A 24,520-nucleotide genomic window follows, 5' to 3' on the forward strand; every position below is an offset into this window, starting at 1 on the left:
CTCGGCGGCTGTAGTCACAATGCCAGGATCGATAATCTGGCAGCCGAAATTCAAACGCTGGATGCCAGGGTGAGTCAGTTGCAGCGGGACGTAGAAGCGCTACGCGTGGAAACCGCAGCGGCGAAAGACAGCGGTGCACAAGCCAACCAGCGGCTGGATAATTACTGCCCTTACGATTACAGATGTGGCGGCACCCACTAAGAAAGTAGCCCGACAGATTCATCACCGCCGGGCATAGATTTTAACGTCCGGCGGTTTTAACGCGTTTTTTCGTCGCGGTCTTTGGCTGCCGTGACTGCGCCGAAGACACATTTTTAGCTTCCGCCAGCCCCTGCCGCTGATGCGCCACCGGGGTATGTTTGGTCAGCGCCGGGCGGGTATTACGGTTCTGCCGCCGCGCTTCGCGCATTTCATCCAGCGTTGGCGCAGGCACCAGACACTCGCGCCGTCCGCCGATCAGGTGCTTTTTGCCCATCGCTTCCAGCGCCTGGCGGATCAGCGGCCAGTTAGCCGGATCGTGATAACGCAGCAGCGCTTTATGCAGACGGCGCTGTTTATCCCCCTTCGGTACCACCACGTCTTCGCTCTTATAATCGATTTTACTCAGCGGATTTTTGCCGGTGTAATACATGGTCGTCGAGTTGGCCAGCGGCGACGGATAGAAGTTCTGCACCTGATCCAGACGGAAGCGGTGACGCTTCAGCCACAGCGCCAGGTTAACCATGTCTTCATCTTCGGTTCCCGGATGCGCGGAGATGAAATACGGGATCAGATACTGCTCTTTACCCGCCTGCTTCGAGTAGGTATCAAACAGCTCCTTAAAACGATCGTAGCTGCCCATCCCCGGCTTCATCATCTTCGACAACGGACCCGCTTCAGTATGCTCCGGCGCGATCTTCAGGTAGCCGCCCACATGATGCGTCGCCAGCTCTTTGATATAGCGCGGATCGGCCACCGCCAGATCGTAACGCACACCAGAGGCGATGAGGATCTTCTTCACGCCCTTCAGATTGCGGGCGCGACGATAAAGGTCAATGGTCGGCTGGTGATTGGTATCTATATGCGGACAAATTTCCGGATACACGCATGACAGGCGGCGGCAGGTCTGCTCCGCGCGCGGCGAGGTGCAGCGCAGCATGTACATATTGGCGGTCGGTCCGCCGAGATCGGAAATCACCCCGGTGAAGCCCGGCACGCTGTCGCGGATCGCTTCTATCTCATTAATGATCGAGTCTTCCGAGCGGCTCTGAATAATGCGACCTTCATGCTCGGTGATCGAGCAGAACGAGCAGCCGCCGAAGCAGCCGCGCATAATATTGATGGAGAAGCGGATCATCTCATAGGCCGGAATACGACTGTTGCCATACGCCGGGTGTGGCACGCGCTGGTACGGCAGGGCAAACACGCTGTCCATCTCTTCGGTGGAGAGCGGAATGGCGGGCGGGTTGATCCAAATGTAGCGGTCGCCGTGCTTCTGCATCAGCGCCCGTGCACAGCCCGGATTGGTCTCATGATGCAGAATACGCGAAGCATGGGCGTACAGCACCTTGTCGCCCTTCACTTTCTCGAAAGAAGGTAACAGCACGTAGGTTTTCTCCCACGGCTTCGGACGCGGCGGCTGCACGGTGACGGCTTTGGCTTCCGGCTTTTTCGGCGCAACCGGTTTGTTATCCGCGCACGGCAAATCGTCGCCGTAAGGATGCGGGATCGGGTCGATTTTGCCCGGCGTGTCAAGACGGGTGGAATCCACCCCGCTCCAGCCTGGCAGCGACTCTTTGACGATAATTGCGGTATTACGCACATCGCGGATCTGGCTAATCGGCTCGCCCATCGCCAGACGGTGCGCCACCTCCACCAGCGGCCGCTCGCCGTTACCGAAGATCAGCATGTCGGCTTTGGCATCCACCAGCACCGAGCGGCGCACGGTATCCGACCAGTAGTCGTAGTGCGCGGTACGTCTGAGACTCGCTTCAATACCGCCGAGGATCACCGGCACGTCTTTCCACGCCTCTTTACAGCGCTGAGTGTAGGCCAGAGTAGCTCTGTCCGGACGCTTACCTGACACGTTATCCGGCGTGTACGCATCATCATGACGCAGCTTGCGATCGGCCGTATAGCGATTGATCATCGAGTCCATATTGCCCGCCGTCACACCGAAAAAGATATTCGGCTTGCCGAGGCGCATAAAGTCGTCTTTGCTGTTCCAGTCCGGCTGGGCGATGATCCCCACCCGGAAGCCCTGCGCTTCCAGCATACGCCCGCAGATCGCCATGCCGAAGCTTGGATGATCAACATACGCATCACCGGTAACCAGAATAATGTCGCAGCTATCCCAGCCAAGTTGATCCATCTCCTCGCGTGACATCGGCAAAAACGGTGCGGGGCCAAAGCACGCCGCCCAGTACTGCGGCCAGGAGAAAAGGTCACGATCCGGCTGGATCAGGGATACTGCGCTCATAATGCTTCCGGGGAAAAAATAATCAAAGGGCGGGGATTATAAGCCGAATTCCAGTATAAATCGAAGGGATTCTCTCTGCCGTGAAGCAAATTTTCGGATACACGCACGACAGGCGGCGACAGCTCTGCGCCGCACGTGGCGGGGTACAGCGCAGCATATACATGTTGGCGGTCGGACCTCCGGGATCGGAAATCCCCCCGGTGAAGCCGGCACGCTGCCGCGTTGTCGGGGAGAATAAGATGTTTGCGCCACTATCCGGCAAAACGAATCAGACTTTTACAGCAGTCAGAGGTTAGTGACTTTTTTCCAGCACGTCAGCCGCAGAAAGTCCGGTGATTCGCAAAACGGTATCAAGAGCGATACCGTTTGCCAGCATCATGCGCGCGATGCGCAACGCTTCGTTGTACGTACCCTTTTGCAGGCCCTGTTGTAACCCCTCCTGCAACCCATGGTAATGCCCCTCCTGCCGTAACCTTTCTGCAATAGTCATCAGCTTCTCCTTGTTTTGCAGGGGACGTTCAGCGACTTCGCGGATAAACTCGCCGAAACGGGCGGCGTCGCCGTGCTGGATTAAATAATTAAACAGCATTTGTAGCTGGCTGTCATTAGTGAACTCCGTCATCAGCAGAGTCACCAGACGGTTCACAAGCCCCATTAGATCGCGGTCGCGGATGTGTTTCTGAATCAGCTCCAGCAGCGCGATACGCCGGTGCTGCATGATCTCATCGTCCGGCACCACCGTGATATCCACCAGCGGAAAGGCTTCCGTGTAGAGTCGCCTTGCCAGCGCAGGCGCTGCAGATACGCCTTGTCATTAATATCCTCAAGCTGGCGCAGGTCGCCCTGTTGCACACGCGCCAGCAACTGCGTCACCGTATTCTACGGCCAGATAGCGCCGAGTAAATCCCCACTATCCAGCATAAAAAAGGCCGCAGCAAACAAGCTGTGGCATAAAAGCCAGACCGGAAGAACTCGCCGTGGCCACCACCCCAGCGCTAACGCAGGCAGCAACCCCGCCCATACCACAAAGGGTAAAAGCATATATAACGCCAACAGCGCATCAGTCAGGATATTCAAGTGATACAGTGTCAGTATTAATAGTCCCAACGTCACCCACTGCGGTATCAGCACCCACAGCAAAATTTGCCGACTACGGCGAATAAAAAAAGCCGCTATCAACAGCGCTACTACGATAACGCCGTATATCCATGGACCATATTCTATGACGATATAAAATTCCACTGACTCGTCCTTAAGCTCATCGGTTACTGTGATTTACTCACAGCGCACATCTTCTGCGTCATTCCGCGCAGCGCTGGCAGTGCGCGTTGCTGTTCTTTAGCCCAGAAAAACACCGCACAGAGTCGTGCCTGTGGCATGCCAGCGGCTAAAAATCCTCGGTCGTCAAGCCATCTGTCAGCACACGGGCTATCTGTTCATCCGTCAGCGGCGTTTTCTGCACCAACATGTCCTTCAAAACCAGACGCCAGGTGTCGTTGTCACCCTCATATTTTAATCGCCAGGTTGCTAACAACAGTGGCGTCGTTTTCTCCTGCGGTGCAGTAAAACGCTGCCAGTCGATCGCCCTGGCGTTGATTAGTGCCTGAATCGCGGTGGGATTGCCGAAGCGAACGATAAAATCCAGCACGCGGCGGCCACTTCTGTCTGTAGCCTCCAGCAGCGACGGTTGTTTTAATATTTGCCAGGTGAGTTCTGCCGTTTCAGGGATCGCCGACATCGCCTCAAGGCGCAAAACCGGGTCGGAAGGGGGATGCCTGTGCCAGAGCAGGCGCAGCAATTCCCCATCACCAGTATCAATAGCTTTTGCATACGTCGGTTCGGTTAATAACTCCGGCATAAGCGATAATAATGTTGTGCTGATATCTCGCGCGGCAACCAGATTGGCGGCCAGATTTTCATCGCCAAAAAGACGATCTCCATTCAGGCCCATATACATATTAAATAGCGGATTATCGTCGCGCAGCGTAGCGCGATTGGTCTGCGTCTGTTTAGCATCACCACTGAGGGTGTGGCTGAATGCCCGAATCGCTCGCGCGTTATAGTGCTTAATCGCCAGCGTAAAGAAGGAACGGGTTGAATACTTGTCATCTCCAACAGAGGGAGCGGCGAACGGCGAGATGCGTCCTGACAGGTAGCGAAATGCGCTTTCCGGCGTATTCGTTTGCGGTGATTTTATCGCCAGCAATAGCAACGATTCCAGTAGTTCTTTATCCTGTATAGCGTCCAGCTTGCGGTAATGATCGGCCTCCATTTTTGTCAGCCGGTTCAGCATCTGATGATTATGCCAGGCTTCGCTCAACGTGGGCTGTACCTGGGCGAACATAAACACCAGGCAGAGAATATTACAGGCGATGCCATATTCCCGAAAACTGGACTTAGCGCGTACCATCAGCAGCGTCAACAGTAAAAACGGCCCCAGTATCCATGCCGCCTTCAATAAAAAACTTATTACAAGAGCGCGAAATCCCATAAGGTAAACGCCAGACGCCAGCAGGATCGCCATCACCAGTTGTGGCAGCGCCACCCAAAGCAGGACTCTTCGGCAGTAAGGGGAAAACAGGGCGAAAATGACGACCAGTAATAGTGTCAGCAGATAGCCACCGTACGCCAGCATCGCCAGAGAAAACTGGTGAAGGGCTTCATCGTTACGCATAGCTTAATCCTTTGCTTTTAGCGACAGCGCAATAGCGCGGCACTGCTCCGACAGACCGTCCGTACCTTCCTGTCGCTCTCCATCAGAAAAAAATTCTCCAGGCATGGCGTCGATATCCTTATCGTTTATCTGTTCTTCTACGGTGCCGGATTCACCAGTAATTGCCCTATCGATCCCCGGTCCGCCATTTCCAGCGTCTGGCTGGCAAACTGGAACGGGAAGTGCGCCCATGATGGCTGGCCAAAATACACCAGTAGTTCAACCTGGCCGTCGATCCAGACGGTATCCTTCCAGCCCCGATCCTCCGGGAATGGCGATGCGCCGTTGACGTTGCGGATCTGGAACATCACCCCTTCGATATGGAAAGACTGAGGTTCATCGGCGCGTACCGTCCAGCGCTCCCAGGTGCCCTGCTGGGCAGTAATATCAATGCGCTGCGGGTCCCACAGCTGGCCGTTGATGCCCGGATCGTCACCGAGACTGATATCACGGCTGCGTACCGCTGCACCGCTGATAAGCTCGGCGGGCAGCAGTCGCTGTGGCAGGCTGTCAGTGACCAGCGGCAGGAGGCCGGTCGGGCGCAGCGTCAGAACCAGCGTCGAAATCAGGATGCTCGACGGCTCAAAGAAGCCGCGAATACGATCCATAATGCTCGCCGCTTCACCACAGGTAATGGAAACCTCGTCGCCGTTAGTCATATCCACGAGGATCTCACGCCGTTCGCCTGGTGCCAGCGAAAGCTGCTTGAGCGAGACCGGCGCAGGCAGGAAGCCCTGATCGCCGGAGATGACGTGAATGGCGCGACCATCGCTCATCTGCAACTGGTAGCGCCGGGCGTTCGAGGCGTTCAGCAGACGCAGACGTACCCAGCCACGAGAGACTTCGACGTACGGGCTTTGCGCACCGTTGACCAACAGCGTATCGCCGACAAACCCACCACTGCCCGGCTCGCTGTACTCCGGTGTGCCGAAGTTATCCAGGCGTTTATCCTGAATAATGATCGGAAAATCATCCACGCCATAGTGGCTCGGGATCGGCAGCGATTTGCTGATTTCATCTTCTACCAGCCACATTCCTGCCAGCCCCTGATACACCTGCTCGGCCATCCGGTTAGGCGTATTAGCGTGATACCACAGCGTTGAGGCATTTTGACGAATGGGTAACACTGGGGCCCAGTCGGCATTCGGTGACATCATGCGTGCCGCGCCGCCAATTAATGGCCCTGGTACCTGCAACCCACTGATGGTCATCGCCACGTTCTCGGTCAGGCGATTGCTGTAGATAAGCTTAACGTCGTCGCCGCGCCAGACGCGAATAGTCGGTCCCAGATAGCGACCATTAATACCCCATACAGACGCTCGCGTACCCGGCGTGAACGACCAGTGCGAACGTTGAAGCGTCAGAAAAAGCGGCTGTCCGCGCCGGGATTCAAGCAGCGGAGGAACGGGTAACGCCTGCTGCTGTCCGGCAGCGTTTGCCCTCAGCGGCACCGCACCGGCGCACAGCGCCAACCCTGATGCCTGAACAAACTGACGCCGACTGAGTGACATATATGCTCCATAGAGATAAAAATAGGTAAAAGAGATCCGTTTCCTGGCGGGCGAAAAGAGGATTAACGCTTCTCTGCCGCTTCCCGTTCAGCAACTTCCTGGTCAAGCTCTGCAATTTTCGCCACCATAATTTCGCGGCAATGCGCGGCGAGATCGCGCACCTGATCTTTACCCCATGCACTGGTATCAATCGGCGGCAGCATTTCAACAATCACCAGTCCGTTGTTAAGTCGGTTGAGTTTAATTTTATTTGACGTATTAGAAACGCAAACCGGGATGACAGGCACACCAGCGGCAATCGCGGCATGAAATGCGCCGGTCTTAAAGGGTAATAAACCACGCCCGCGGCTACGGGTACCTTCCGGAAACATCCAGATGGAAATACGGCGTTTTTTGAATTGTTCCACGACGGCGGCAATGGTGCTGTGCGCGCGGGAGCGATTATTACGGTCAATCAGCAGGTTGCCCGTTAACCAGTAAAGCAGGCCGAAAAACGGTATCCAGACGAGGCTTTTTTTTCCTACCGTGACGGTTGGTGGCTGCACAATGCTGGAGGCTGTCACCATATCGTAATTGTTCTGGTGATTGGCAATATAAATCGCATTACCATAGCTGGCGGCATCTGCCGGACGGCGTAGCTCCACTTTCAGGCCAAAAACTGGCGCAAGGCGGCCAAACAGATGGCCGAAGGTAGCAACGTGTTTTGGGTTACGCGGGCTGAACAGACAGTAAATACAGCCAAATATGCATACCAGAATGCTATAAATGACCACAACAATTAAACGCAAAATTGAAAGCATAGCTACCTCTGACACCTGTTCCGCTTAGAATTATACGTTACCGTTATGCGTAACAAGTGTGATGAATTGCAGGTTCCCAAATGGGTATTGTTAATCGCAACGCGTGAATTAACAACGGTTTTACGGCATTTTTTAATCGCGTCCCCTTCCGTTACCGGAAGGGGAAATCAGCGCTTACTCTTCGCTGTCACCTGCGCTCGTCCGATGCGGGGAATCAATATCCACCCGATCGATTTTTTGCAGGCCGCGCATCAGTGAACCGCGACGTCCGCGTTCACCGACCACTTTCTGCAACTCTTCCGGACGCAGCTTGATCTTACGCTTGCCAACGTGGATCGTCAGTGTGCTCTGCGGCGGCAGAACGAACAGATGCGCGAGGCCATCGGTTCCGGCAGCCGCTTCGGCAGAAGGAATACTAATGATCTTGTTGCCTTTACCTTTCGACAACTGCGGCAGATCGCTCACCGGGAACATCAGCATCCGTCCGGCCTGAGTGATCGCCAGCAGCATGTCAGACTCATCTTCAATCACCAGCGGCGGCAGAACGTGCGCGTTTTCCGGCAGCGTAATCAGCGTTTTGCCCGCGCGATTACGTGAGACCAGATCGTTAAAGGTGCAGACAAAACCGTAGCCCGCGTCTGAGGCCATCAGCAGTTTTTGCTCGTCGCCGGTCATCAACATATGCTCAACGGTGGCCCCCGGTGGCAGGGTCAGTTTGCCGGTCAGCGGCTCACCCTGACCACGCGCTGACGGTAGCGTGATCGGATCGATAGCATAGCTGCGGCCCGTGGTATCGATAAACACCACCGGCTGGTTACTCTTGCCTTTCACCGAGGCTTTCCAGCTATCGCCTGCTTTGTAATTCAGCCCTTGCGCGTCGATATCATGGCCCTTGGCGCTACGCACCCAGCCCATTTGCGACAGAACGATGGTCACCGGTTCGGACGGCAGCATATCGTGCTCGCTCATCGCTTTCGCTTCTTCACGTTCCTGCAGCGGGGAACGGCGATCGTCACCGAAGGCATCAGCATCCGCCTGAAGCTCTTTCTTCAGCAGGGTATTCATCTTGCGTTCGGACGCCAGAATGCCCTGAAGCTGATCGCGTTCTTTTTCCAGTTCCGCCTGCTCGCCGCGAATTTTCACCTCTTCCAGTTTGGCGAGGTGGCGCAATTTCAGTTCGAGGATCGCTTCGGCCTGGGTTTCACTGATGCCAAAGCGTGACATCAGTGCTGGCTTCGGCTCATCCTCAGTGCGGATGATCTCAATGACTTCATCAATGTTGAGAAAGGCGACCAGCAAACCTTCGAGAATATGCAGGCGCTTAAGCACTTTTTCCAGACGATGATTGAGGCGGCGGCGCACGGTGTCGCGGCGGAACACCAGCCACTCGCTTAAAATCTCCAGCAGGTTTTTCACCGCCGGACGACCGTCGAGACCAATCATGTTCAAGTTGATGCGGTAACTTTTTTCCAGATCGGTGGTGGCGAACAGGTGGTTCATCACCTGATCCATATCCACCCGGTTAGAGCGCGGGACGATCACCAGACGCGTCGGGTTTTCGTGATCTGACTCGTCGCGCAGATCGTCGACCATCGGCAGCTTTTTGTTACGCATCTGGGCGGCAATTTGCTCCAGCACGCGCGCACCGGAGGTCTGGTGCGGCAGCGCGGTAATGACGACCGCGCCATCTTCTTTTTTCCACACCGCGCGCATGCGCACCGAGCCGCGTCCGGTCTCATAAATCTTACGGATCTCGGCGCGGGACGTGATGATTTCCGCCTCGGTCGGGTAATCCGGCCCCTGGACAATATCCAGCAGTTCATCCAGCGTCGTTTTTGGCTGTTCAATCAACGTGATGGCCGCTTTTGCCACTTCACGCAGGTTGTGCGGCGGAATATCCGTCGCCATCCCGACCGCGATGCCGGTGGTGCCGTTCAGCAGAATATTTGGCAGACGCGCAGGCAGCATTTTCGGCTCCTGCATCGTGCCGTCGAAGTTCGGCACCCAGTCTGCAGTACCCTGCCCCAGCTCGCTCAGTAGCAGCTCGGCATATTTCGACAGGCGCGATTCGGTGTAACGCATCGCCGCAAAGGATTTCGGATCGTCCGGTGCCCCCCAGTTCCCCTGACCGTCAACCAGCGGATAGCGGTAGGAGAACGGCTGTGCCATTAGCACCATCGCTTCGTAGCAGGCGCTGTCGCCGTGGGGATGGTACTTACCGAGAACGTCGCCAACGGTACGGGCGGATTTTTTAAATTTCGCGCTGGCATTCAGCCCCAGCTCGGACATCGCATACACAATGCGGCGCTGTACCGGCTTAAGGCCATCGCCAATAAACGGCAGTGCCCGGTCCATGATGACGTACATGGAGTAGTTCAGGTAGGCGTTTTCTGTGAATTCATGCAGCGCAAGGCGCTCTGCCATATCGCTCATTGATTGTGATTCCTCAACTTACACCCGACTATTGATGGGCAATATTGCCGCAGATACTACCCTATCTGCGGCGTTGAGTCACAAAGAAAAGGGCCGGAGAACCGGCCCGAAGGAGAATTATTTAGCGACTTTATTGATACGCTTGACGTCAATCTCAACGCCATTTCGGCCTTTATCCACTTCCCCCTGAATTTCAACCACATCCTGCGGGGTGATGGTGACGCCGTTCCAGCGTTTGTCATCAATATCAACGTTGATGGTGCCGGAGGCATCTTTAAACAGGTACAGTTCATCGGAGACGCGCTCGGTAATGCTACCGCGCAGGGTTACTGGCGCATCGTCATTCAGCTTTTTAGCGTTCTCAATCGTCGTCGCACTACTGTTCGGGCCGTTGAATCCACCGTTTTGCGTGGCGTTCTGCGTCGCCCCAGGCCCGTTGAACCCGCCCTGGTCGGCAGCAAAAGCCGGAGCAGCGCACAGCGCCAGGATAGCAGTCATTGCAGCAAATTTTTTCATGAGATCCTCTCCCTTCAGTTTATTTCACTTTCATTACACAGTGTAATACTTAACAACTTCTTAAGCGGACAAAATATAATTCTCTGCATACCGTCCGGTATGAGAATATCGGCTGAGTTAACACGGAGAGTCTGATGCGTATTTTGCTGATAGAAGACGACAAGCTGATCGGCGACGGCTTAAAGGCCGGTCTGGCGAAAATGGGCTTTAGCCTCGACTGGTTTACCCGGGGCGAAGACGGGCGTTCAGCGCTGTACAGCGCACCCTATGATGCGGTGATCCTCGATCTCACGCTGCCTGGCATGGACGGGCTGGATATTCTGCGCGAATGGCGTGAGAAGCAGCACGACGAGCCGGTGCTGATCCTTACCGCCCGCGACGCCCTCACCCAACGCGTCGAAGGGTTGCGCCTCGGCGCGGATGATTATCTTTGTAAACCATTCGCTTTAATTGAAGTAGCCGCCCGGCTGGAGGCGCTGATCCGCCGCGCTCACGGCAAATCGCGCAGCGAGCTGAGTCACGGCCAGGTCACGCTCGATCCCGGCAGTCTGGTCGCCACGCTGGCCGGGGAGCCGCTCTCGCTTAAGCCCAAAGAGTTTGCCCTGCTGGAACTGTTGATGCGCAATATCGGTCGCGTGCTGCCGCGCAAGCTTATCGAAGAAAAGCTTTATTCCTGGGATGATGAGGTGTCGAGCAACGCTGTTGAGGTGCATGTCCATCATCTGCGCCGCAAGCTCGGCAGTGAGTTTATCCGTACCGTTCATGGCATTGGCTATACGTTAGGTGACGAATGATATTTACCCGGCGACTGAGCCTGGGCCTCAGGCTGACCCTGCTTTTTTTACTGCTGGCGCTGACCGCCTGGTTTTGTGCCAGTCTGGTGGCATGGCATCAGACATCAAAACAACTTAATACCCTGTTTGATACCCAACAGCTCCAGTTTGCCCGACGGATCAGCGCAATGGATTTCAACGAGATCCGCTCACCGCAGCCGCCGCTGACACCGTCACGAAAAGTCAAAAACGGTCATTACGACGATGACGTGATGGCCTTCACCATCTATACGGCTGACGGCAAGATGGTGCTCCACGATGGTGAAAACGGGCGTGATATTCCGTTTATCTATCATCAGGATGGCTTCGAGGATGGCTATCTCAGTACCGATGATGACAAATGGCGATTCCTGTGGCTGACGACGCCGGATAACCGCTATCGTATCGTGGTCGGTCAGGAGTGGGAGTATCGCGAGGAGATGGCGCTGAAGATCATCACCTCGCAGCTCACGCCATGGCTGATTGCTCTGCCGATAATGCTGGCGCTGCTGATCGTGCTGCTCAACCGCGAACTCGCCCCCCTGAAAAAACTCGCCCGCACCCTGCGCCGCCGTGCGCCGGAAACGGCGGATTCACTAAGCACGAAAGGCGTTCCCAGTGAGGTGCGCCCGCTGGTGGATGCGCTCAATCACCTGTTTCACCGCACGCATGAAATGATGATCCGCGAACGACGATTTACCTCGGATGCCGCACACGAGCTGCGCAGTCCATTGACTGCGCTGAAGGTGCAGACTGAGGTGGCCCAGTTGATGATGGACGATCCGCAGGCGCGGGAAAAAGCGCTGGCGCAATTGCATACGGGGATTGACCGTGCCACCCGGCTGGTCGATCAGTTGCTTACGCTCTCGCGGCTGGATTCGCTGGAAAATTTGGATGATGTGCAGCCTGTTCCCCTCGCAGAACTTCTGCAATCCGCCGTAATGGATGTCTATCATCCGGCACACCAGGCGGGAGTCGAAGTGAGCCTTCACCTTAACGCAGAAGACGTAACCCGCACAGGGCAGCCGCTACTGCTGAGCCTGCTGGTTCGCAATCTGCTCGATAACGCCGTACGTTATTGTCCACCGGGTAGCCATGTGGATGTTACGCTTTATCACCGCCGTTTCTCGATCGAGGACAATGGCCCAGGCGTTGATAACGAGACGCTGGCCCGACTTGGCGAGCGTTTTTACCGTCCGCCCGGTCAGGATCAGCCTGGAAGCGGGCTGGGGTTGTCAATCGTACAGCGCATCGCCACGCTACATCAGATGTCGGTGACGTTCGGCCGTGCGCCCGGCGGTGGGTTTGCCGCTATTGTACAGTGGTGATCTTATTATTGCGTTATTAGCAAAAGTCTTTGCACATTTTGCTAATTTCTCTGCGTTTCGCCCTGGCGTAATATAGCGGGCAAACGTCATTTATTGGGAACGCATCATGAGCAATATTCTGATTATTAACGGGGCGAAAAAGTTTGCCCATTCTAACGGCCAGCTTAACGATACCCTGACCGACGTGGCGCAAAGCTATCTGCGCGATGCCGGTCATGAGGTTCGGGTAGTGCGCGCGGAAAGCGATTACGATGTGAAAGAGGAAGTGCAGAACTTCCTCTGGGCTGACACCATCATCTGGCAAATGCCGGGCTGGTGGATGGGCGCACCGTGGACGGTAAAGAAGTATATTGATGATGTGTTTACTGAAGGCCACGGTTCACTCTACGCCAGCGACGGCCGCACCCGCTCCGATGCCAGCAAAAAATACGGTTCCGGCGGTCTGCTGCACGGTAAAAAATACATGCTTTCCCTGACCTGGAATGCGCCGATGGACGCCTTTACCGATCCGGAGCAGTTTTTCCACGGCGTCGGTGTGGATGGTGTGTATTTACCCTTCCATAAAGCCAATCAGTTCCTGGCGCTTGAACCGCTGCCAACGTTTATCGCCAATGACGTGATCAAACTTCCGGATGTCCCGCGCGATATCGCAGAATATCGCAAGCATCTGGCGGCGATTTTTGGTTAAATGTGGGGATTAATTGCACAAGGAGTTGAGTAAATCATGTTGACCGTTATTGCTGAAATTCGTACTCGTCCGGGCCAGCATCATCGTCAGGCGGTGCTGGACCAGTTTGCCAAAACCATTCCGCTTGTTCTTCAGGAAGCGGGCTGTCACGGTTATATGCCGCTGGTCGATCATGCGGCGGGCGTCAGTTTCCAGACCACCGCCCCGGATTCCATCATCATGCTTGAGCAATGGGAAAGCGTGGCGCACCTTGAAGCGCATCTGCAAACGCCGCACATGAAAGCGCACGGCGAGGCGGTAAAAGGTAGCGTGCTGGAAACCCATATTCGCATTCTGGAGCAAGGGGTGTAATCCACCGCTCTGCCTCGTTTGCCGGGCGGCACTGCGTTTGCCCGGCCTACTCGCTCTTCGCGCCACCGGGCAGGCATTAACCCCGTTCCGGCCGTGCCATACTCTGTATGTAGGCCCGGTAAGCGCAGCGCCATCGGGCACGGCATCCACCCCAACCCGGCCGCGTCATACTCTGTATGTAGGCCCAGTAAGCGCAGCGCCACCGGGCACGGCATCCACCCCAACCCGGCCGCGTCATACTCTGTATGTAGGCCCGATAAGCGCAGCGCCACCGGGCACGGCATCCACCCCAACCCGGCCGCGTCATACTCTGTATGTAGGCCCGGTAAGCGCAGCGCCACCGGGCACGGCGCTTACCAGTACAGCTTCCAGCTTTGGCTGATCCTCACCAGCGCCTCTACGTAAAAATAGTCTCCCCAGCTACAGCACTCATCCACCCCTTTATCACTGGCAAGATGATAAACCGAATGCTTCAGCAGTCCGTTCCCCGGCTCGTCTAATCCGGTCAGATAATGCTTCGTCAGCGACGAGAAAATCTTCAGCGCCCACTGCTGATACGCCTCGCGGTCCGGATCGCTCACCGGCAATTGCTTCACCAGTTCCAGTAGCCCGCAGACCGCGATAGCCGCCGAGGAGGAGTCGCGCAGCGCGTCGGTGCCCACCAGCGCCAGATCCCAGTGGCACACACCGTCTTCCGGCAAACGGTTGAGGAAGTAATTTGCCAGCCGCTTCGACAACATCACCATGGTTTTATCACCGGTATAGAGATAGCTCAGCAGGAAGCCGTAAATCCCCCACGCCTGCCCGCGCGACCAGCAGGAATCATCCGCATAGCCCTGCTGCGTATTGCCGAAGCGCGCTTCGCCGGTAACGACATCCATATAGTAAGTATGAAACGTCGACGCATCCGGGCGTATGAGATACGTTGCCGCCTGCATGACGTGCGCTTTTGCCGCGTCGGCATAGCGCGGGTCGCCGGTCTGCTCCGTCGCCCAGTAAAGCAATGGCAGGTTCATGTTACAGTCGATGATCATGCGCCCGGCCTGCTCAGGATCGTTAAGATCGCCCCATGCCTGAATGATATTAGCCTTTGCGTGAAAACGCTCCAGCAGCGCTTCCGCCGCCTGCAGGGCAAAGCCGCGCGCTTCCCGGTTGCCGGTCAAGCGCCAGGACGCCATGCAGGAAAGGGTATATAAAAAACCCAAATCATGGGTGCTGGTATCGTGGCGGCTGGCAATACGTACGCCAAACGAACGCACGTGTTTCTCTGCCATCTGGCGGAACGCATCGTCACCGCTCATCTCCCACGCCAGCCAGAGTTGCCCGGTCCAGAAACTGGTGGTCCACTCCACATTCTCCGTCAGCGGATATTTTCCGTTCACGCAGGCTTCTGCCGGAAATTTTTCCCCGAATTCCGTTAAATGACGGCGAATCAGTTCAAGGGTGTGATGACGTGCTGTCGTTAATTGATCTTTCAGCACCTGTGGATTTAGCGGCGCGTCCGGACAAGCACGTAATCTTTCCTCGGCGATTTGACTTAACATATTTCGGTTCCTTATTTAGCGGTACTATTTTCAACGACATCATATTTCTTTCTGCCCCGTGCCTGACAGGCAGAAAGGGTGAAAGCAGAAATAAACGTAAAGAACAACGCTGTTGCCCCCATGATGATATAAGTATGCTCAAAGCCAATACGGTCATACAAAATACCGGCCGGAGAGGAGACCACAACGTTACCGACATAGAGCATTGCCTGATAGCCCAGTAAATACATAGTGGCATTCACACGCTTATCAAAATGCTCCGCAATATATTTGAATACTGAAACCAGCAGCAGGCAGATTTCCAGGCCATACAGCGGTTTGAGAACAGAAATCAGCAAATGGGAGTCGCATATCCCGGAAATAATCAGACGTGCGCCGACCAGCGCACCGACCAGTAGCAGGCCACGTTTCGCGCCGATGGCGTTGACGAAAAATGGGATCACCATATACATGATGAATTCCATCCCGGACTGCACCGTACCGAGGTAGCCGAAAATAGCGTTACCCTGATGGACATCATTAAAAAAGGTGACGAAATAGCGCGAGAACTGCTGTTCAGCAATAAACATCATCCATGCGACGCCAGCCACATACAGACAAAAAGCCCAGAATTTGCGGTTTTTCAGTAACTGCCAGACATCGGCCGGGACGATTTTTTGTTTCGTCAGGACCTCGCCGGCCTGGGCCGAATTTACATTGACCTTCAGGCTCAGTAGCACGATTAGCATAATAATCGACGCGATGCTGCCAAGAATAAAGTTATACGCCGGAGAGAGGTTAAACAGCAGGCCGGAGAACGAAGACGCCACTGCCCAGCCCAGCGATCCCCACATGCGGATCTGCCCGAACTCCATACCGTTCAGACGGCTGAAGCGATCGGAATAAGATTCACAGGCGGCGACGCCTGCATACCAGGCGAAACTCAGGTAAATTGCACCAACGATAATGCCGATGAGTGTATTAGAGAGTAACAATGGCTGGTAAATATAAATAAAAAACGGAGCCATTAATGCTGACATAATCACGACAAAATAGAGCAAATATTTACTCATGCCTATTTTATCGAGAATATAGCCGTAGATCGGTTTCAGTATTACCGAGAAAATGCCGTTAACGGCAAATACGGTGCCGATTTCGGTTCCGCTCAGATTAGCTTTTTGCCCCAGCCAGATCGCCAGCAGACCAATACTTGCCGACCAGGTAAAAAAGTAGAGAAAGATAAAGGTGCTGATTTTATAATATTCAGCCCTGTTTTTCGTTGGCGTATTTTCCATACATTCCTCGACGAAAAGAGAATAAAGTTAATTAGTTTTGTGTCGGGACTGACCACCCTCACCCCAGCCCTCTCCCTGAGGGAGAGGGGGTATTACGTACAACCCCGCAGGCCCGGTAAACACAGCGCCACCGGGCACGGCAGCACTGACCACCCTCACCCCAGCCCTCTCCCTGAGGGAGAGGGGGCATTACGTACAACCCCGCCGGCCCGGTAAACACAGCGCCACCGGGCAAGGCCTGACCACCCTCACCCCGGCCCTCTCCCTGAGGGAGAGGAGGTACTCCGTTCAACCATGTAGGCCCGGTAAGCGCAGCGCCACCGGGCGCGGTATCGCCGGACTTACAGCGTGATAACCACCCGCTTACCGCTCACTGGATCGGTGACAATCACCTGCTGATTGTCCATGCTCAGCATCGGTGTCTGTTCAAAGGTCTTATTGCCCTCACCACTCGCCGCCACCGCGCTGTAAAGCCAGCTCTCGCCGATCGGGATCTCACCGCGCAGCACCGGAATGGCGGCACATTCAGCAAACATCACGCTACTGTTTGGTGGCGTAATAATGCAGTCGCCCTGACGTCTTAGGGTGGAGGCAAGACAACGGATGGTGCTGGCACCGTTCGCCGCCTGAACCAGGCAGCCTCCTTCCGTGATCCGTGGTGCCGCTTTCATTACCGCAAATCCCCCTTCCACACTGCTCAGATGGCGGGCACTGTTGATACGATGCAGGCGCAGATGCCACTCCCCGCACGGAATCAGCCAGCTTTCGATGTGCACATCATGCCAGGGAGACCAGCGGGAGAAGATGAAGTCGTCATGTACCTGTACCGCCTCGCAGCCACGGCGGCCACGAAAATAGTCGTCATCTTCACTCAGCAGTAGCATGTTGTCGCAGGCAGCGTGTTTGATGCCATAACGCCCGCGTTCAATGGTGAAACCGAAGCGGCTGGAGTAAGCAAATTTGGTGTACTTCGCTTCGGTATTAACGTAGTTATTCAGCTCCAGTTGCCCGGAAGTCAGCATCACGACATGTTGTGAATTCTCGTTATGCATCAGGATCTGCTGCGCGTGCGGGATCGCGCGGGTAGCCGCAAGCGGCGGCAGCGGCTTCTCCTTTGCCTGCCAGAAGGGATGTTCTGCGGGCAACGCAAGGATCAGAAACACTTTCAGCGCCCAGTATGGCGAGCCGGGCGAGTTGTAGTCTTCGCACATTGCCAGGTTGGGATATGCAAAACCCAGCGTCAGAATACCGTCGCGATCGAAAATCGGCTTTTCCAGCCACCAGCGCAGATGACGCAGAATTACGCCTTTGATTTCCCCCGGCGTCAGTACGTCCAGCCCGGCGAACGCCACCGCGCTCCAGAAAGCAACCATCGCAAAACGGTAAGTCAGGCTGCGACCAAACGGGACTGACGCGCCGTCTGCCGCCGACATATAGATAAAATCCCGGGCAAACAGGCATGAGCGCTCACGCAACCGGGCCGCACGCTCAGGATCATCTTCCGCGTTCAGCGTGGCATAAATCAGGCCGTAAAAATGAAAGGCCATCGAGATATAGTAATCTTTTGGCCGTCCGGGGCCGTCGGAGTACCAGCCATCACCGAGATAATAGGCCTCCATCTGGTTAAAACGACGCTCGATGGCCTCACGATCCCACGGTAGCCCGGCGCGTTTAAAGCCCAGTTGCACCATGATGGCAAAATAGTTCCAGTTGCTGTCCGGCATTTCGGCATCGCTGATTTGATCCAGCCAGCGGTGCAGGTTATGCAGTTCGCGCTCGCTGAACGCGTCGGTCAATTTATCCTGCAACAACGCCAGGCCCAGACCGTAGGCTGCCATCTCTACCAGCCGCTGATCGAAAGGCGCGGTCTCGCCCCAGTAGCCAGCGTGTTGTGGATCGGTGCCGAGCCTGATGGCATCCAGATATTTACCACTAAGCGGTACATCACCACCGCCTGCCAGCAACGGGAAAAGCCCCCACAGCGCACGCGATAATCCTTCCATATTGGCGATTGCCACATCGTAATGTGCACAAGTATTACCTAACGGAAACTGCGCGCTCCCGGCGGGAAATTGCTTATCCAGCGCCTCCAGCATGGCCGTGAGAGCGGCGATAATATCGTCACGTGAAGACAATGATATTGATTTTTGTTCTGTTGCTGTAGCCATCAGTTTATCCTCCCCGAAAGTGGCTAAAGCATAGAGAACCGCGACTGCTCAGAAATGTTACCCGCGTCACAACTGAACACTTTAACTGAACCCGCTATTGAGAAAATTTAAAATAGTGGTTTATTTATGAATTTCCCTCCGGAAAAATTTAATTAGGTTGCACATGGCCGAGAACTGGAATGCTGAGCGTCTGGAACCTATTGCCCTGAAAGATACCATTGTGTCTTTCAGTCGGCTTTTCGCCAATACAGTACGCTATCACCACTGGCATCAGTGTCTGGAAGTCCTGTATGTGGAAGAGGGTTATGGGGTGGTGATGGTTAATAATCGCCAGTACACCATGCGTCCCGGCAGGATGTTTTTCTTTCCCCCTTTTACGCTGCATAAAGTGATGGTGGATGAAAAAGTACAGAACAGTTATCGCCGCACTATTATCCATGTCGATCAGCATGCAGTCGCCAAAACGCTGCGCGATTTTCCGCAAAATCAGAGTTGTTTGCTGGCGCTTTCTACACGCGGTGGCCCGGCATTTGTCGCCGATCTAAGCGAAATGCACTCACATATTGATGCCCTTTTTAGCCGCTACGCACGTCTGGCAGCACAGACAGCACTTACCACAGAAAGTGTCGCCTGCCTGTTGATAATGTTGTTCAGCATGCTACCTGCAGACCGGGAAAAAATGCCGGAAAATCAGCGGGGGATCGCCAGCGAGGTGATGTTCTGGCTGGAAGAAAACTACCGTTTTAAGTTCAGTCTGACGCAGTTAGCAGGGGATCTACAAAAATCACGTAGCTACGTTTCTCGTCGCTTCCATCTGGAAACGGGTGAGAATATCCATGATTATCTGAATACCATCCGCCTGCGCAAAGCTTGCGAGATGCTGTTACACAGCGAATTAAGCATTGGCGACATTGCCAGTCAGGTTGGATTTTCCGATGTAACGTGGTTTATTACTTCCTTTAAAAAAGGTATCGGAGAGACCCCTCTGCAGTATCGCAAAAATCACCGGTGAGAGCTGGCCAGCAACGATGAAAAGGAAAAAAATAAAATACACAAAGTAAATATTTAACGACCAATACATTCACCATATGAATATTTATAAATCTTAATGAAACACTTTCATACAAAATAACAATACCCAACATTCAACGTTATTTATTTTCGTCAAAAAAAACCCTGTCACATTGTGTATTATCAGCGCCCCTCATTGGTATATTTGAGAGCTGTAATACCCCTATGAATGCAGAATCTCCTGACACGCTGTTCTACCATGGCACACCAGTTTCGTCCTCGTGGGAACTAACTGGTTTATTATTGCGCGATTTTTTCTATGCTGCCGATACTGCGGCGTTGTCGCAAAGCCTCACTGCCATGAGTAACTATTTCATTCAGGAACAGCACGTTACCATCAAAGAAGTAAACTGGCGCGAGGTTGAGTATGACTTCAACCGCCTGTTTGTGGGGCCTCAGGCCGTGCTGGCCGCCCCATATTCATCCGTCTACCTGGATGCCGAAACCTTATTAATGGGGAAAAGTACGCAGCAGGTAAAAGAACTTTATCAGGCGCTTGGGATCATTATTGCAAATGAGAATCAAACGCCCGAAGATCATATTTCCTATGAGATCGAAGCCTGTCTTCTGTTGGTAAAAAATAATACAGCTAACGCCCATCACGATGCACTTTGCTGGTTTATTTCTGAACACCTGGCGTTATGGTTGCCTCAGTTTGTCGAAAAAATAATAAACAATGCAGTAACACCCTCTATTAAAGCCGCTGCAATGCTGCTGACCAATTGGTTTGGTGAATTAAAATCGAGAGTATTATTATGAGCAATGATTCCGGACGTCTTAATCGACGTACCTTTTTAAAAGGACTCGCCACCTTAGGCGCGGCGTCTGCCCTGCCAGGCGGATTATTAACCTCACGCTGTGCGTTAGCGCAGCCACCTATTCCCTTTAATCCTGATACCTACAAAATTTTTCGTAACGCCTGCCCGCGTAACTGCTACGACACCTGTAGCCTGAAAACCTGGGTGAAAGATGGGGTCATTACCTATGTCGAAGGTGCGAAAGAGTCCACTTATACCCATGGTATGCCCTGCGTGAAGGGACTAAGCTACCCGCGTCGCGTTTACAGCCCGGACCGCATCAAATATCCGATGATCCAGGACGTACGCGGCAGCGGCAACTGGCGTCGCATTTCGTGGGATGAGGCCATGGACCGCATCGCGCGCAAGATGCTGGAAATTAAGAAAAAAGATGGCTCCATGCTCGGGCTGGCAATGACCAAATACTCCGGCAAGTTCGGCGTGCTGAACTATGCCGTTGAAGGGATGATGTCCTCCCTCGGCTATACCACCCGCTTTGCCGGTACGCCATGCTGGCCTGCCGGTATTGACGCCCAGAACTACGACATGGGCGATATGTGGTGTAACGACCCGGAAGATATGGTGAAGGCAAAGTACATCATCATCTGGGGCGGCAACCCGGCGTGGTGCTCAATGCACTCCATGAAGTACATCTATCAGGCGCGCGAAAAAGGCGCGAAGATTGTAGTAATCGACCCGCTGCTGTCGCAGACCGCCGCCAAAGCGGACCTTTACCTGCGCGTGCGCCCGGGCTCTGATGGCGCGCTGGCGCTGGGTATGGCGCGGCATCTTGTCGATAAGGGCCTGGTCAATCGGGATTTCGTTGATAACTACTCCCACGGCTATCCGGAGTTTGAAGCCTATCTGCGCAACAACATTACCGTCGAATGGGCGGCTGAAATTTGCGGCCTGTCAGCTGACGTCATCCGCACCCTTGCCGAAGAGTTTACCGCCGTAAATCCGGCCACCGTATGGATTGGCTACGGCATGCAGCGCCACGTCAACGGCGGGGCCAACGTCCGCGCTATCGACGCCTTTGTTGCCATGACCGGCAATATCGGCGTGGAGGGCGGCGGCGCGCGTTACGGTCATCTGCACACCTGGGGCTTTAACTATAACGCCATGATGCAAAAGCCACCGGCAGGCTCAATTGGCTTTGTGGGTGCGAAAGGCGCAACCAGCGAGTTTGGCGGCAGCGCTGAAGGCGGCGCAGCGGCGCAGTATTCCGATCGTTCGCTGAACATCAACCAGACCGCGCAAAGCATTCTCGACGCTAATGATCCGCCGATCCGCATGCTGTGGGTGGCCTGTAAGAACCCGTTCTCGCAGGATTTCGACCGCAGCAAGATGGAAGAAGCGTTCGCCAAACTGGAAATGGTGGTGTGCGCCGAGCAATTCTTCAATGAAACGGTCCAGCATGCGGATATCGTCTTGCCGGTCACCACCGCCTTTGAAGAGTGGAACGTTGACGCCTCCTACTGGCACTACTGGCTGTCGATCAACCAGCCCGCCATTAAGCCGATGTACGAAGCAAAATGTGATCTGGAAATCGCTACCCTGCTGTCACGCACCATCAATAAGCTGGAACCGGGTTCCTGCACCTTCCCGCAGGAGTTCGATCACAAACGCTGGCTGGATCTCGAGTTCAACGACGGAATGGCGAAGATGTTCGGTATTTCCTCATGGGACGATCTGCTGGACGGCCCGAAAAAAGCCATTATGCCCAGCACCGCCGCCTGGTATGACCGCAAGTTCAAAACTCCGTCGGGAAAATACGAATTTAAATCCGAACTGTGCGAGAAAAACGGCCATACCGCATTGCCGGAGTATAAACCGGAGGCACAAAGCAGCCTGCCGTTCCATCTGTTTACGCCACACGTTCAGTTCGGGCTGCACTCGCAGTTCATCAACCTCGACTGGATGCAGGTGTTCTATCCGGAACCTTTCGTCTACATGCACCCGGCGTCAGCGAAGAAAAAACAGATTGCCGAAGGCGACCTGGTCAAAGTCTTTAACGACACCGGTGACGTCGAACTGCGCGTTAAGGTCACCACCAACGTGCCGGAAGATTTCCTCGTGATGTACGAGGCCTGGTTCCCGAAACGCAAATATAACGTGCAGAACGTGGTGGCTGACACCCCTGCCGATATGGGTCTGATGAAAACCGGCGCACCAGGAGCCGCCATTCACAGCCAGTTTGCTGACATCGTGTTGATCCGTAAGGGAGAGTCTGCCGCATGAGACGCGCATTTTTAGTTAATAGTGATAAATGTATTGGCTGCCGTGGCTGTGCGATGGCGTGCAAGAGTTTTAACCATCTGGAGCCGGAGCGTTTCTGGCGCTACGTCTATCCGCTGGATAAAGCCATTTTCCCGCACGAAGAACGGGCGTTTTATTCGCTTGCCTGTAACCACTGCGAAAACCCGGCCTGCGTAGAAGCCTGCCCGGTCGGTGCCTATCATCGCCGCGAAGACGGCATTGTGGTGCATAACCAGGAGCTGTGCATTGGCTGTAAAAACTGTATTCGTAGCTGCCCCTACGGCGCGCCGCGCTTCAACGAAGAGCTGAAGAAAAGTGAAAAATGCAGTATGTGCTACGAACGTCAGGATATCGGCATGAATCCGGCCTGCGTCGATGCCTGCCCGGTGGGCGCACTGACCATTATCGATCTGGAGAGTAACGACCTGCCGACCAACGCGGTGCAGTATCCGCCAGGCTACCCACAGATGCCGAAGCTGAACCCAGGAACGCGCTTTATTCTGGCGCACGAGCCAAAACAGCCGGGAGATAAATAATGGAAAAATACGAATTACCGCTGGTTATCTTTACCGTCTTAAGCCAGACCTCGGTGGGTATGGCGCTGGTGCTGACCTGGCGTACCTTTAAGGGCGAGATCGAGGGCAGCCGTATTTACTGGCTGATTACCGGTCTGGTACTGGGTGTGGCATCTATTGCGGCGGTGCTGCACCTGGCGCACCCGCTGTTTGCCTATAACGCGCTGCGTAACCTGCAACACGCGTGGCTGAGCCGGGAGATCCTCGGCGCGACGCTGTACGGCGCGGCGATCGGCATTACCTTCCTGGCGAAAGGGCATAAAATCCCCGCCCTGATTGCCTCGCTGCTGGGCGTAGCATTAGTGGCGGTTCAGGGGATGACCTACGCCGCTCCCGCCATGATGGCTATCGCTAACGGAATGACGATGCTGTTCTTCTTCCTCACCGTCTGGGTGATGGGCTGCGCCGCCATTCCGCTGCTGCGTATTAACCCGCTGGTACCGGCGCTGCGTCAGGGCATCCTGATGTTCATGGTGGCAATGATTGCCGCGCCGTTAGTCTGGACCAGCGGTGGCACTGTTATGAAAATGACTGCCAGCACCTGGCTGACCTCGCCGCTCTATCTGGCAAGCCTGGTCTGTTTTATCGCAGCGTTCATCATGACGCGCAAAAACGCCGTCATGCCGAAAGCCACTCTGCTACTGACGCTGGCCGCCGTGCTTCTCAGCCGGTTGACCTTCTTTGGCGATACGGTGAGTTCGATCGTTAATCTTGGTCATCTGTATTAATTAAACGCGGCATAAAACCTCGCTCCCCGCTGCGGCCGGGGGCGGGGACTGACTAACTCCATTTCTGCGGAATACGGCCTATGCATGAGCTGACACTGGCGCTCAATATTGTTCAGATCCTCGAAGAACAGGCGGTAAGCCGAAAGTTTAACCGGGTGAAGCAGGTCTGGCTGGAGATGGGGACGCAAAGCTGCGTGGAGGAAAGCGCATTACGCTTTGGCCTCACGTCGGCAACCCGCAACACGCTGGCAGAAGACGCGCAATTTCATATTGTGCAAACGCCAACGCGCGGCTGGTGCCATAGCTGCTGTCAGGTATTCGAAACTCGCCAGCCAACGGCGGGTTGCCCGCTGTGCCACTCCGTGCAAATTCAGCATGAACAGGCCGACGCACTGCGTATTCGCGAGCTGGAAGTTGAATAACCCGGACGCCGTTCGTCATTTATCGCCGTATTAATCAGCAAAGACATTCAAACCATTAAGAGTATCCTGGAA

The 24,520-nt window shown here is 54.7% G+C and carries 21 protein-coding genes and 1 pseudogene; 11 read left to right on the forward strand and 11 right to left on the reverse strand.

Annotated features, from left to right (window positions below; all coding sequences use genetic code 11):
* The first annotated feature begins 36 nt into the window (after positions 1-36).
* A complete protein-coding gene (locus CHU32_RS14500; RefSeq protein ID WP_425444896.1) occupies positions 37-201 on the forward strand; it encodes an LPP leucine zipper domain-containing protein in 165 nt (54 codons plus the stop codon).
* 40 nt (positions 202-241) lie between these two features.
* Here the strand turns inward: CHU32_RS14500 and CHU32_RS14505 are convergent, their stop codons facing one another.
* The 8 genes and pseudogenes from CHU32_RS14505 to CHU32_RS14545 all read right to left on the reverse strand — a co-directional run bounded on the left by CHU32_RS14505 (position 242) and on the right by CHU32_RS14545 (position 10,431).
* Positions 242-2,458 carry a YgiQ family radical SAM protein gene (locus CHU32_RS14505; protein ID WP_103676921.1) on the reverse strand — a complete coding sequence of 739 codons (2,217 nt, stop codon included), beginning with the start codon at positions 2,456-2,458 and terminating at the stop codon, positions 242-244.
* 292 nt (positions 2,459-2,750) lie between these two features.
* A pseudogene (locus CHU32_RS14515) lies at positions 2,751-3,257 on the reverse strand (Rpn family recombination-promoting nuclease/putative transposase); the annotation flags it as partial.
* Positions 3,258-3,337: 80 nt separating this feature from the next.
* A complete protein-coding gene (locus tag CHU32_RS14520; protein WP_103676922.1) occupies positions 3,338-3,700 on the reverse strand; it encodes a hypothetical protein in 363 nt (120 codons plus the stop codon).
* A gap of 145 nt (positions 3,701-3,845) precedes the next feature.
* Entirely contained in the window at positions 3,846-5,132 is a 1,287-nt protein-coding gene (locus CHU32_RS14525; protein WP_245880224.1) for a hypothetical protein, read from the reverse strand.
* A gap of 137 nt (positions 5,133-5,269) precedes the next feature.
* Positions 5,270-6,682, reverse strand: coding sequence for a cell division protein FtsP (ftsP, locus tag CHU32_RS14530; protein WP_103676923.1), 1,413 nt, complete (start codon positions 6,680-6,682; stop codon positions 5,270-5,272).
* Positions 6,683-6,744: 62 nt separating this feature from the next.
* Complete coding sequence (gene plsC / locus CHU32_RS14535; RefSeq protein ID WP_103676924.1) at positions 6,745-7,482, reverse strand: 1-acylglycerol-3-phosphate O-acyltransferase; 738 nt, start codon at positions 7,480-7,482, stop codon at positions 6,745-6,747.
* Positions 7,483-7,656: 174 nt separating this feature from the next.
* A complete protein-coding gene (gene parC, locus CHU32_RS14540; protein ID WP_103750873.1) occupies positions 7,657-9,915 on the reverse strand; it encodes a DNA topoisomerase IV subunit A in 2,259 nt (752 codons plus the stop codon).
* 117 nt (positions 9,916-10,032) lie between these two features.
* A complete protein-coding gene (locus CHU32_RS14545; protein ID WP_103676926.1) occupies positions 10,033-10,431 on the reverse strand; it encodes a YgiW/YdeI family stress tolerance OB fold protein in 399 nt (132 codons plus the stop codon).
* A gap of 134 nt (positions 10,432-10,565) precedes the next feature.
* Between CHU32_RS14545 and qseB the strand changes: the two genes are divergently transcribed.
* The 4 genes from qseB (at position 10,566) to CHU32_RS14565 (ending at position 13,610) form a co-directional block, all read left to right on the forward strand.
* A complete protein-coding gene (gene qseB / locus CHU32_RS14550) occupies positions 10,566-11,225 on the forward strand; it encodes a quorum sensing response regulator transcription factor QseB (RefSeq protein ID WP_103676927.1) in 660 nt (219 codons plus the stop codon).
* The gene (gene qseC, locus CHU32_RS14555) at positions 11,222-12,571 is read left to right on the forward strand and encodes a quorum sensing histidine kinase QseC (protein WP_103676928.1); all 1,350 of its coding nucleotides are present in this window, start codon (positions 11,222-11,224) and stop codon (positions 12,569-12,571) included. The genes qseB and qseC overlap by 4 nt, the downstream gene beginning before the upstream one ends.
* 106 nt (positions 12,572-12,677) lie before the next feature.
* Positions 12,678-13,259, forward strand: a complete 582-nt coding sequence (locus CHU32_RS14560; protein ID WP_103676929.1) for an NAD(P)H-dependent oxidoreductase — start codon at positions 12,678-12,680, stop codon at positions 13,257-13,259.
* 36 nt (positions 13,260-13,295) lie between these two features.
* Positions 13,296-13,610: a putative quinol monooxygenase gene (locus tag CHU32_RS14565; protein ID WP_103676930.1), complete on the forward strand. Its 315-nt coding sequence runs from the start codon at positions 13,296-13,298 to the stop codon at positions 13,608-13,610.
* A gap of 353 nt (positions 13,611-13,963) precedes the next feature.
* On the opposite strand, the gene CHU32_RS14570 is transcribed toward CHU32_RS14565, so the two are convergent.
* The 3 genes from CHU32_RS14570 to CHU32_RS14580 form a co-directional block, all read right to left on the reverse strand.
* A complete protein-coding gene (locus tag CHU32_RS14570; RefSeq protein WP_103676931.1) occupies positions 13,964-15,154 on the reverse strand; it encodes a glycoside hydrolase family 88 protein in 1,191 nt (396 codons plus the stop codon).
* Positions 15,155-15,165: 11 nt separating this feature from the next.
* The gene (locus CHU32_RS14575) at positions 15,166-16,428 is read right to left on the reverse strand and encodes an oligosaccharide MFS transporter (RefSeq protein WP_103676932.1); all 1,263 of its coding nucleotides are present in this window, start codon (positions 16,426-16,428) and stop codon (positions 15,166-15,168) included.
* Positions 16,429-16,769: 341 nt separating this feature from the next.
* Positions 16,770-18,596, reverse strand: coding sequence for a DUF2264 domain-containing protein (locus CHU32_RS14580; RefSeq protein WP_103676933.1), 1,827 nt, complete (start codon positions 18,594-18,596; stop codon positions 16,770-16,772).
* Between the two features lie 163 nt (positions 18,597-18,759).
* Here CHU32_RS14580 and CHU32_RS14585 point away from each other — a divergent pair, with 163 nt between their 5' ends.
* The 6 genes from CHU32_RS14585 (at position 18,760) to hypA (ending at position 24,448) form a co-directional block, all read left to right on the forward strand.
* Positions 18,760-19,608, forward strand: coding sequence for an AraC family transcriptional regulator (locus CHU32_RS14585; protein ID WP_103676934.1), 849 nt, complete (start codon positions 18,760-18,762; stop codon positions 19,606-19,608).
* Positions 19,609-19,832: 224 nt separating this feature from the next.
* Positions 19,833-20,426, forward strand: coding sequence for a TorD/DmsD family molecular chaperone (locus CHU32_RS14590; protein ID WP_103676935.1), 594 nt, complete (start codon positions 19,833-19,835; stop codon positions 20,424-20,426).
* The gene (locus tag CHU32_RS14595; RefSeq protein ID WP_103676936.1) at positions 20,423-22,705 is read left to right on the forward strand and encodes a molybdopterin-dependent oxidoreductase; all 2,283 of its coding nucleotides are present in this window, start codon (positions 20,423-20,425) and stop codon (positions 22,703-22,705) included. Before CHU32_RS14590 ends, CHU32_RS14595 begins: the two co-directional genes overlap by 4 nt.
* Complete coding sequence (locus CHU32_RS14600; protein ID WP_103676937.1) at positions 22,702-23,259, forward strand: 4Fe-4S dicluster domain-containing protein; 558 nt, start codon at positions 22,702-22,704, stop codon at positions 23,257-23,259. Before CHU32_RS14595 ends, CHU32_RS14600 begins: the two co-directional genes overlap by 4 nt.
* A complete protein-coding gene (locus CHU32_RS14605; RefSeq protein ID WP_103676938.1) occupies positions 23,259-24,026 on the forward strand; it encodes a dimethyl sulfoxide reductase anchor subunit family protein in 768 nt (255 codons plus the stop codon). Before CHU32_RS14600 ends, CHU32_RS14605 begins: the two co-directional genes overlap by 1 nt.
* Positions 24,027-24,106: 80 nt before the next feature.
* Positions 24,107-24,448, forward strand: coding sequence for a hydrogenase maturation nickel metallochaperone HypA (gene hypA, locus CHU32_RS14610; RefSeq protein WP_103676939.1), 342 nt, complete (start codon positions 24,107-24,109; stop codon positions 24,446-24,448).
* Positions 24,449-24,520 lie beyond the last annotated feature (72 nt).

The organism is Superficieibacter electus (assembly GCF_002915575.1).
GTDB lineage: Bacteria > Pseudomonadota > Gammaproteobacteria > Enterobacterales > Enterobacteriaceae > Superficieibacter > Superficieibacter electus.

Excerpts from the sequence above, each read along its gene's own strand:
- CHU32_RS14505 (WP_103676921.1), bottom strand. The coding sequence starts at position 2,458 with ATGAGCGCAGTATCCCTGATCCAGCCGGATCGTGACCTTTTCTCCTGG.
- CHU32_RS14525 (WP_245880224.1), bottom strand. The coding sequence starts at position 5,132 with ATGCGTAACGATGAAGCCCTTCACCAGTTTTCTCTGGCGATGCTGGCG.
- ftsP (WP_103676923.1), bottom strand. The coding sequence starts at position 6,682 with ATGTCACTCAGTCGGCGTCAGTTTGTTCAGGCATCAGGGTTGGCGCTG.
- plsC (WP_103676924.1), bottom strand. The coding sequence starts at position 7,482 with ATGCTTTCAATTTTGCGTTTAATTGTTGTGGTCATTTATAGCATTCTG.
- parC (WP_103750873.1), bottom strand. The coding sequence starts at position 9,915 with ATGAGCGATATGGCAGAGCGCCTTGCGCTGCATGAATTCACAGAAAAC.
- CHU32_RS14545 (WP_103676926.1), bottom strand. The coding sequence starts at position 10,431 with ATGAAAAAATTTGCTGCAATGACTGCTATCCTGGCGCTGTGCGCTGCT.
- qseB (WP_103676927.1), top strand. The coding sequence starts at position 10,566 with ATGCGTATTTTGCTGATAGAAGACGACAAGCTGATCGGCGACGGCTTA.
- qseC (WP_103676928.1), top strand. The coding sequence starts at position 11,222 with ATGATATTTACCCGGCGACTGAGCCTGGGCCTCAGGCTGACCCTGCTT.
- CHU32_RS14560 (WP_103676929.1), top strand. The coding sequence starts at position 12,678 with ATGAGCAATATTCTGATTATTAACGGGGCGAAAAAGTTTGCCCATTCT.
- CHU32_RS14565 (WP_103676930.1), top strand. The coding sequence starts at position 13,296 with ATGTTGACCGTTATTGCTGAAATTCGTACTCGTCCGGGCCAGCATCAT.
- CHU32_RS14570 (WP_103676931.1), bottom strand. The coding sequence starts at position 15,154 with ATGTTAAGTCAAATCGCCGAGGAAAGATTACGTGCTTGTCCGGACGCG.
- CHU32_RS14575 (WP_103676932.1), bottom strand. The coding sequence starts at position 16,428 with ATGGAAAATACGCCAACGAAAAACAGGGCTGAATATTATAAAATCAGC.
- CHU32_RS14580 (WP_103676933.1), bottom strand. The coding sequence starts at position 18,596 with ATGGCTACAGCAACAGAACAAAAATCAATATCATTGTCTTCACGTGAC.
- CHU32_RS14585 (WP_103676934.1), top strand. The coding sequence starts at position 18,760 with ATGGCCGAGAACTGGAATGCTGAGCGTCTGGAACCTATTGCCCTGAAA.
- CHU32_RS14590 (WP_103676935.1), top strand. The coding sequence starts at position 19,833 with ATGAATGCAGAATCTCCTGACACGCTGTTCTACCATGGCACACCAGTT.
- CHU32_RS14595 (WP_103676936.1), top strand. The coding sequence starts at position 20,423 with ATGAGCAATGATTCCGGACGTCTTAATCGACGTACCTTTTTAAAAGGA.
- CHU32_RS14600 (WP_103676937.1), top strand. The coding sequence starts at position 22,702 with ATGAGACGCGCATTTTTAGTTAATAGTGATAAATGTATTGGCTGCCGT.
- CHU32_RS14605 (WP_103676938.1), top strand. The coding sequence starts at position 23,259 with ATGGAAAAATACGAATTACCGCTGGTTATCTTTACCGTCTTAAGCCAG.
- hypA (WP_103676939.1), top strand. The coding sequence starts at position 24,107 with ATGCATGAGCTGACACTGGCGCTCAATATTGTTCAGATCCTCGAAGAA.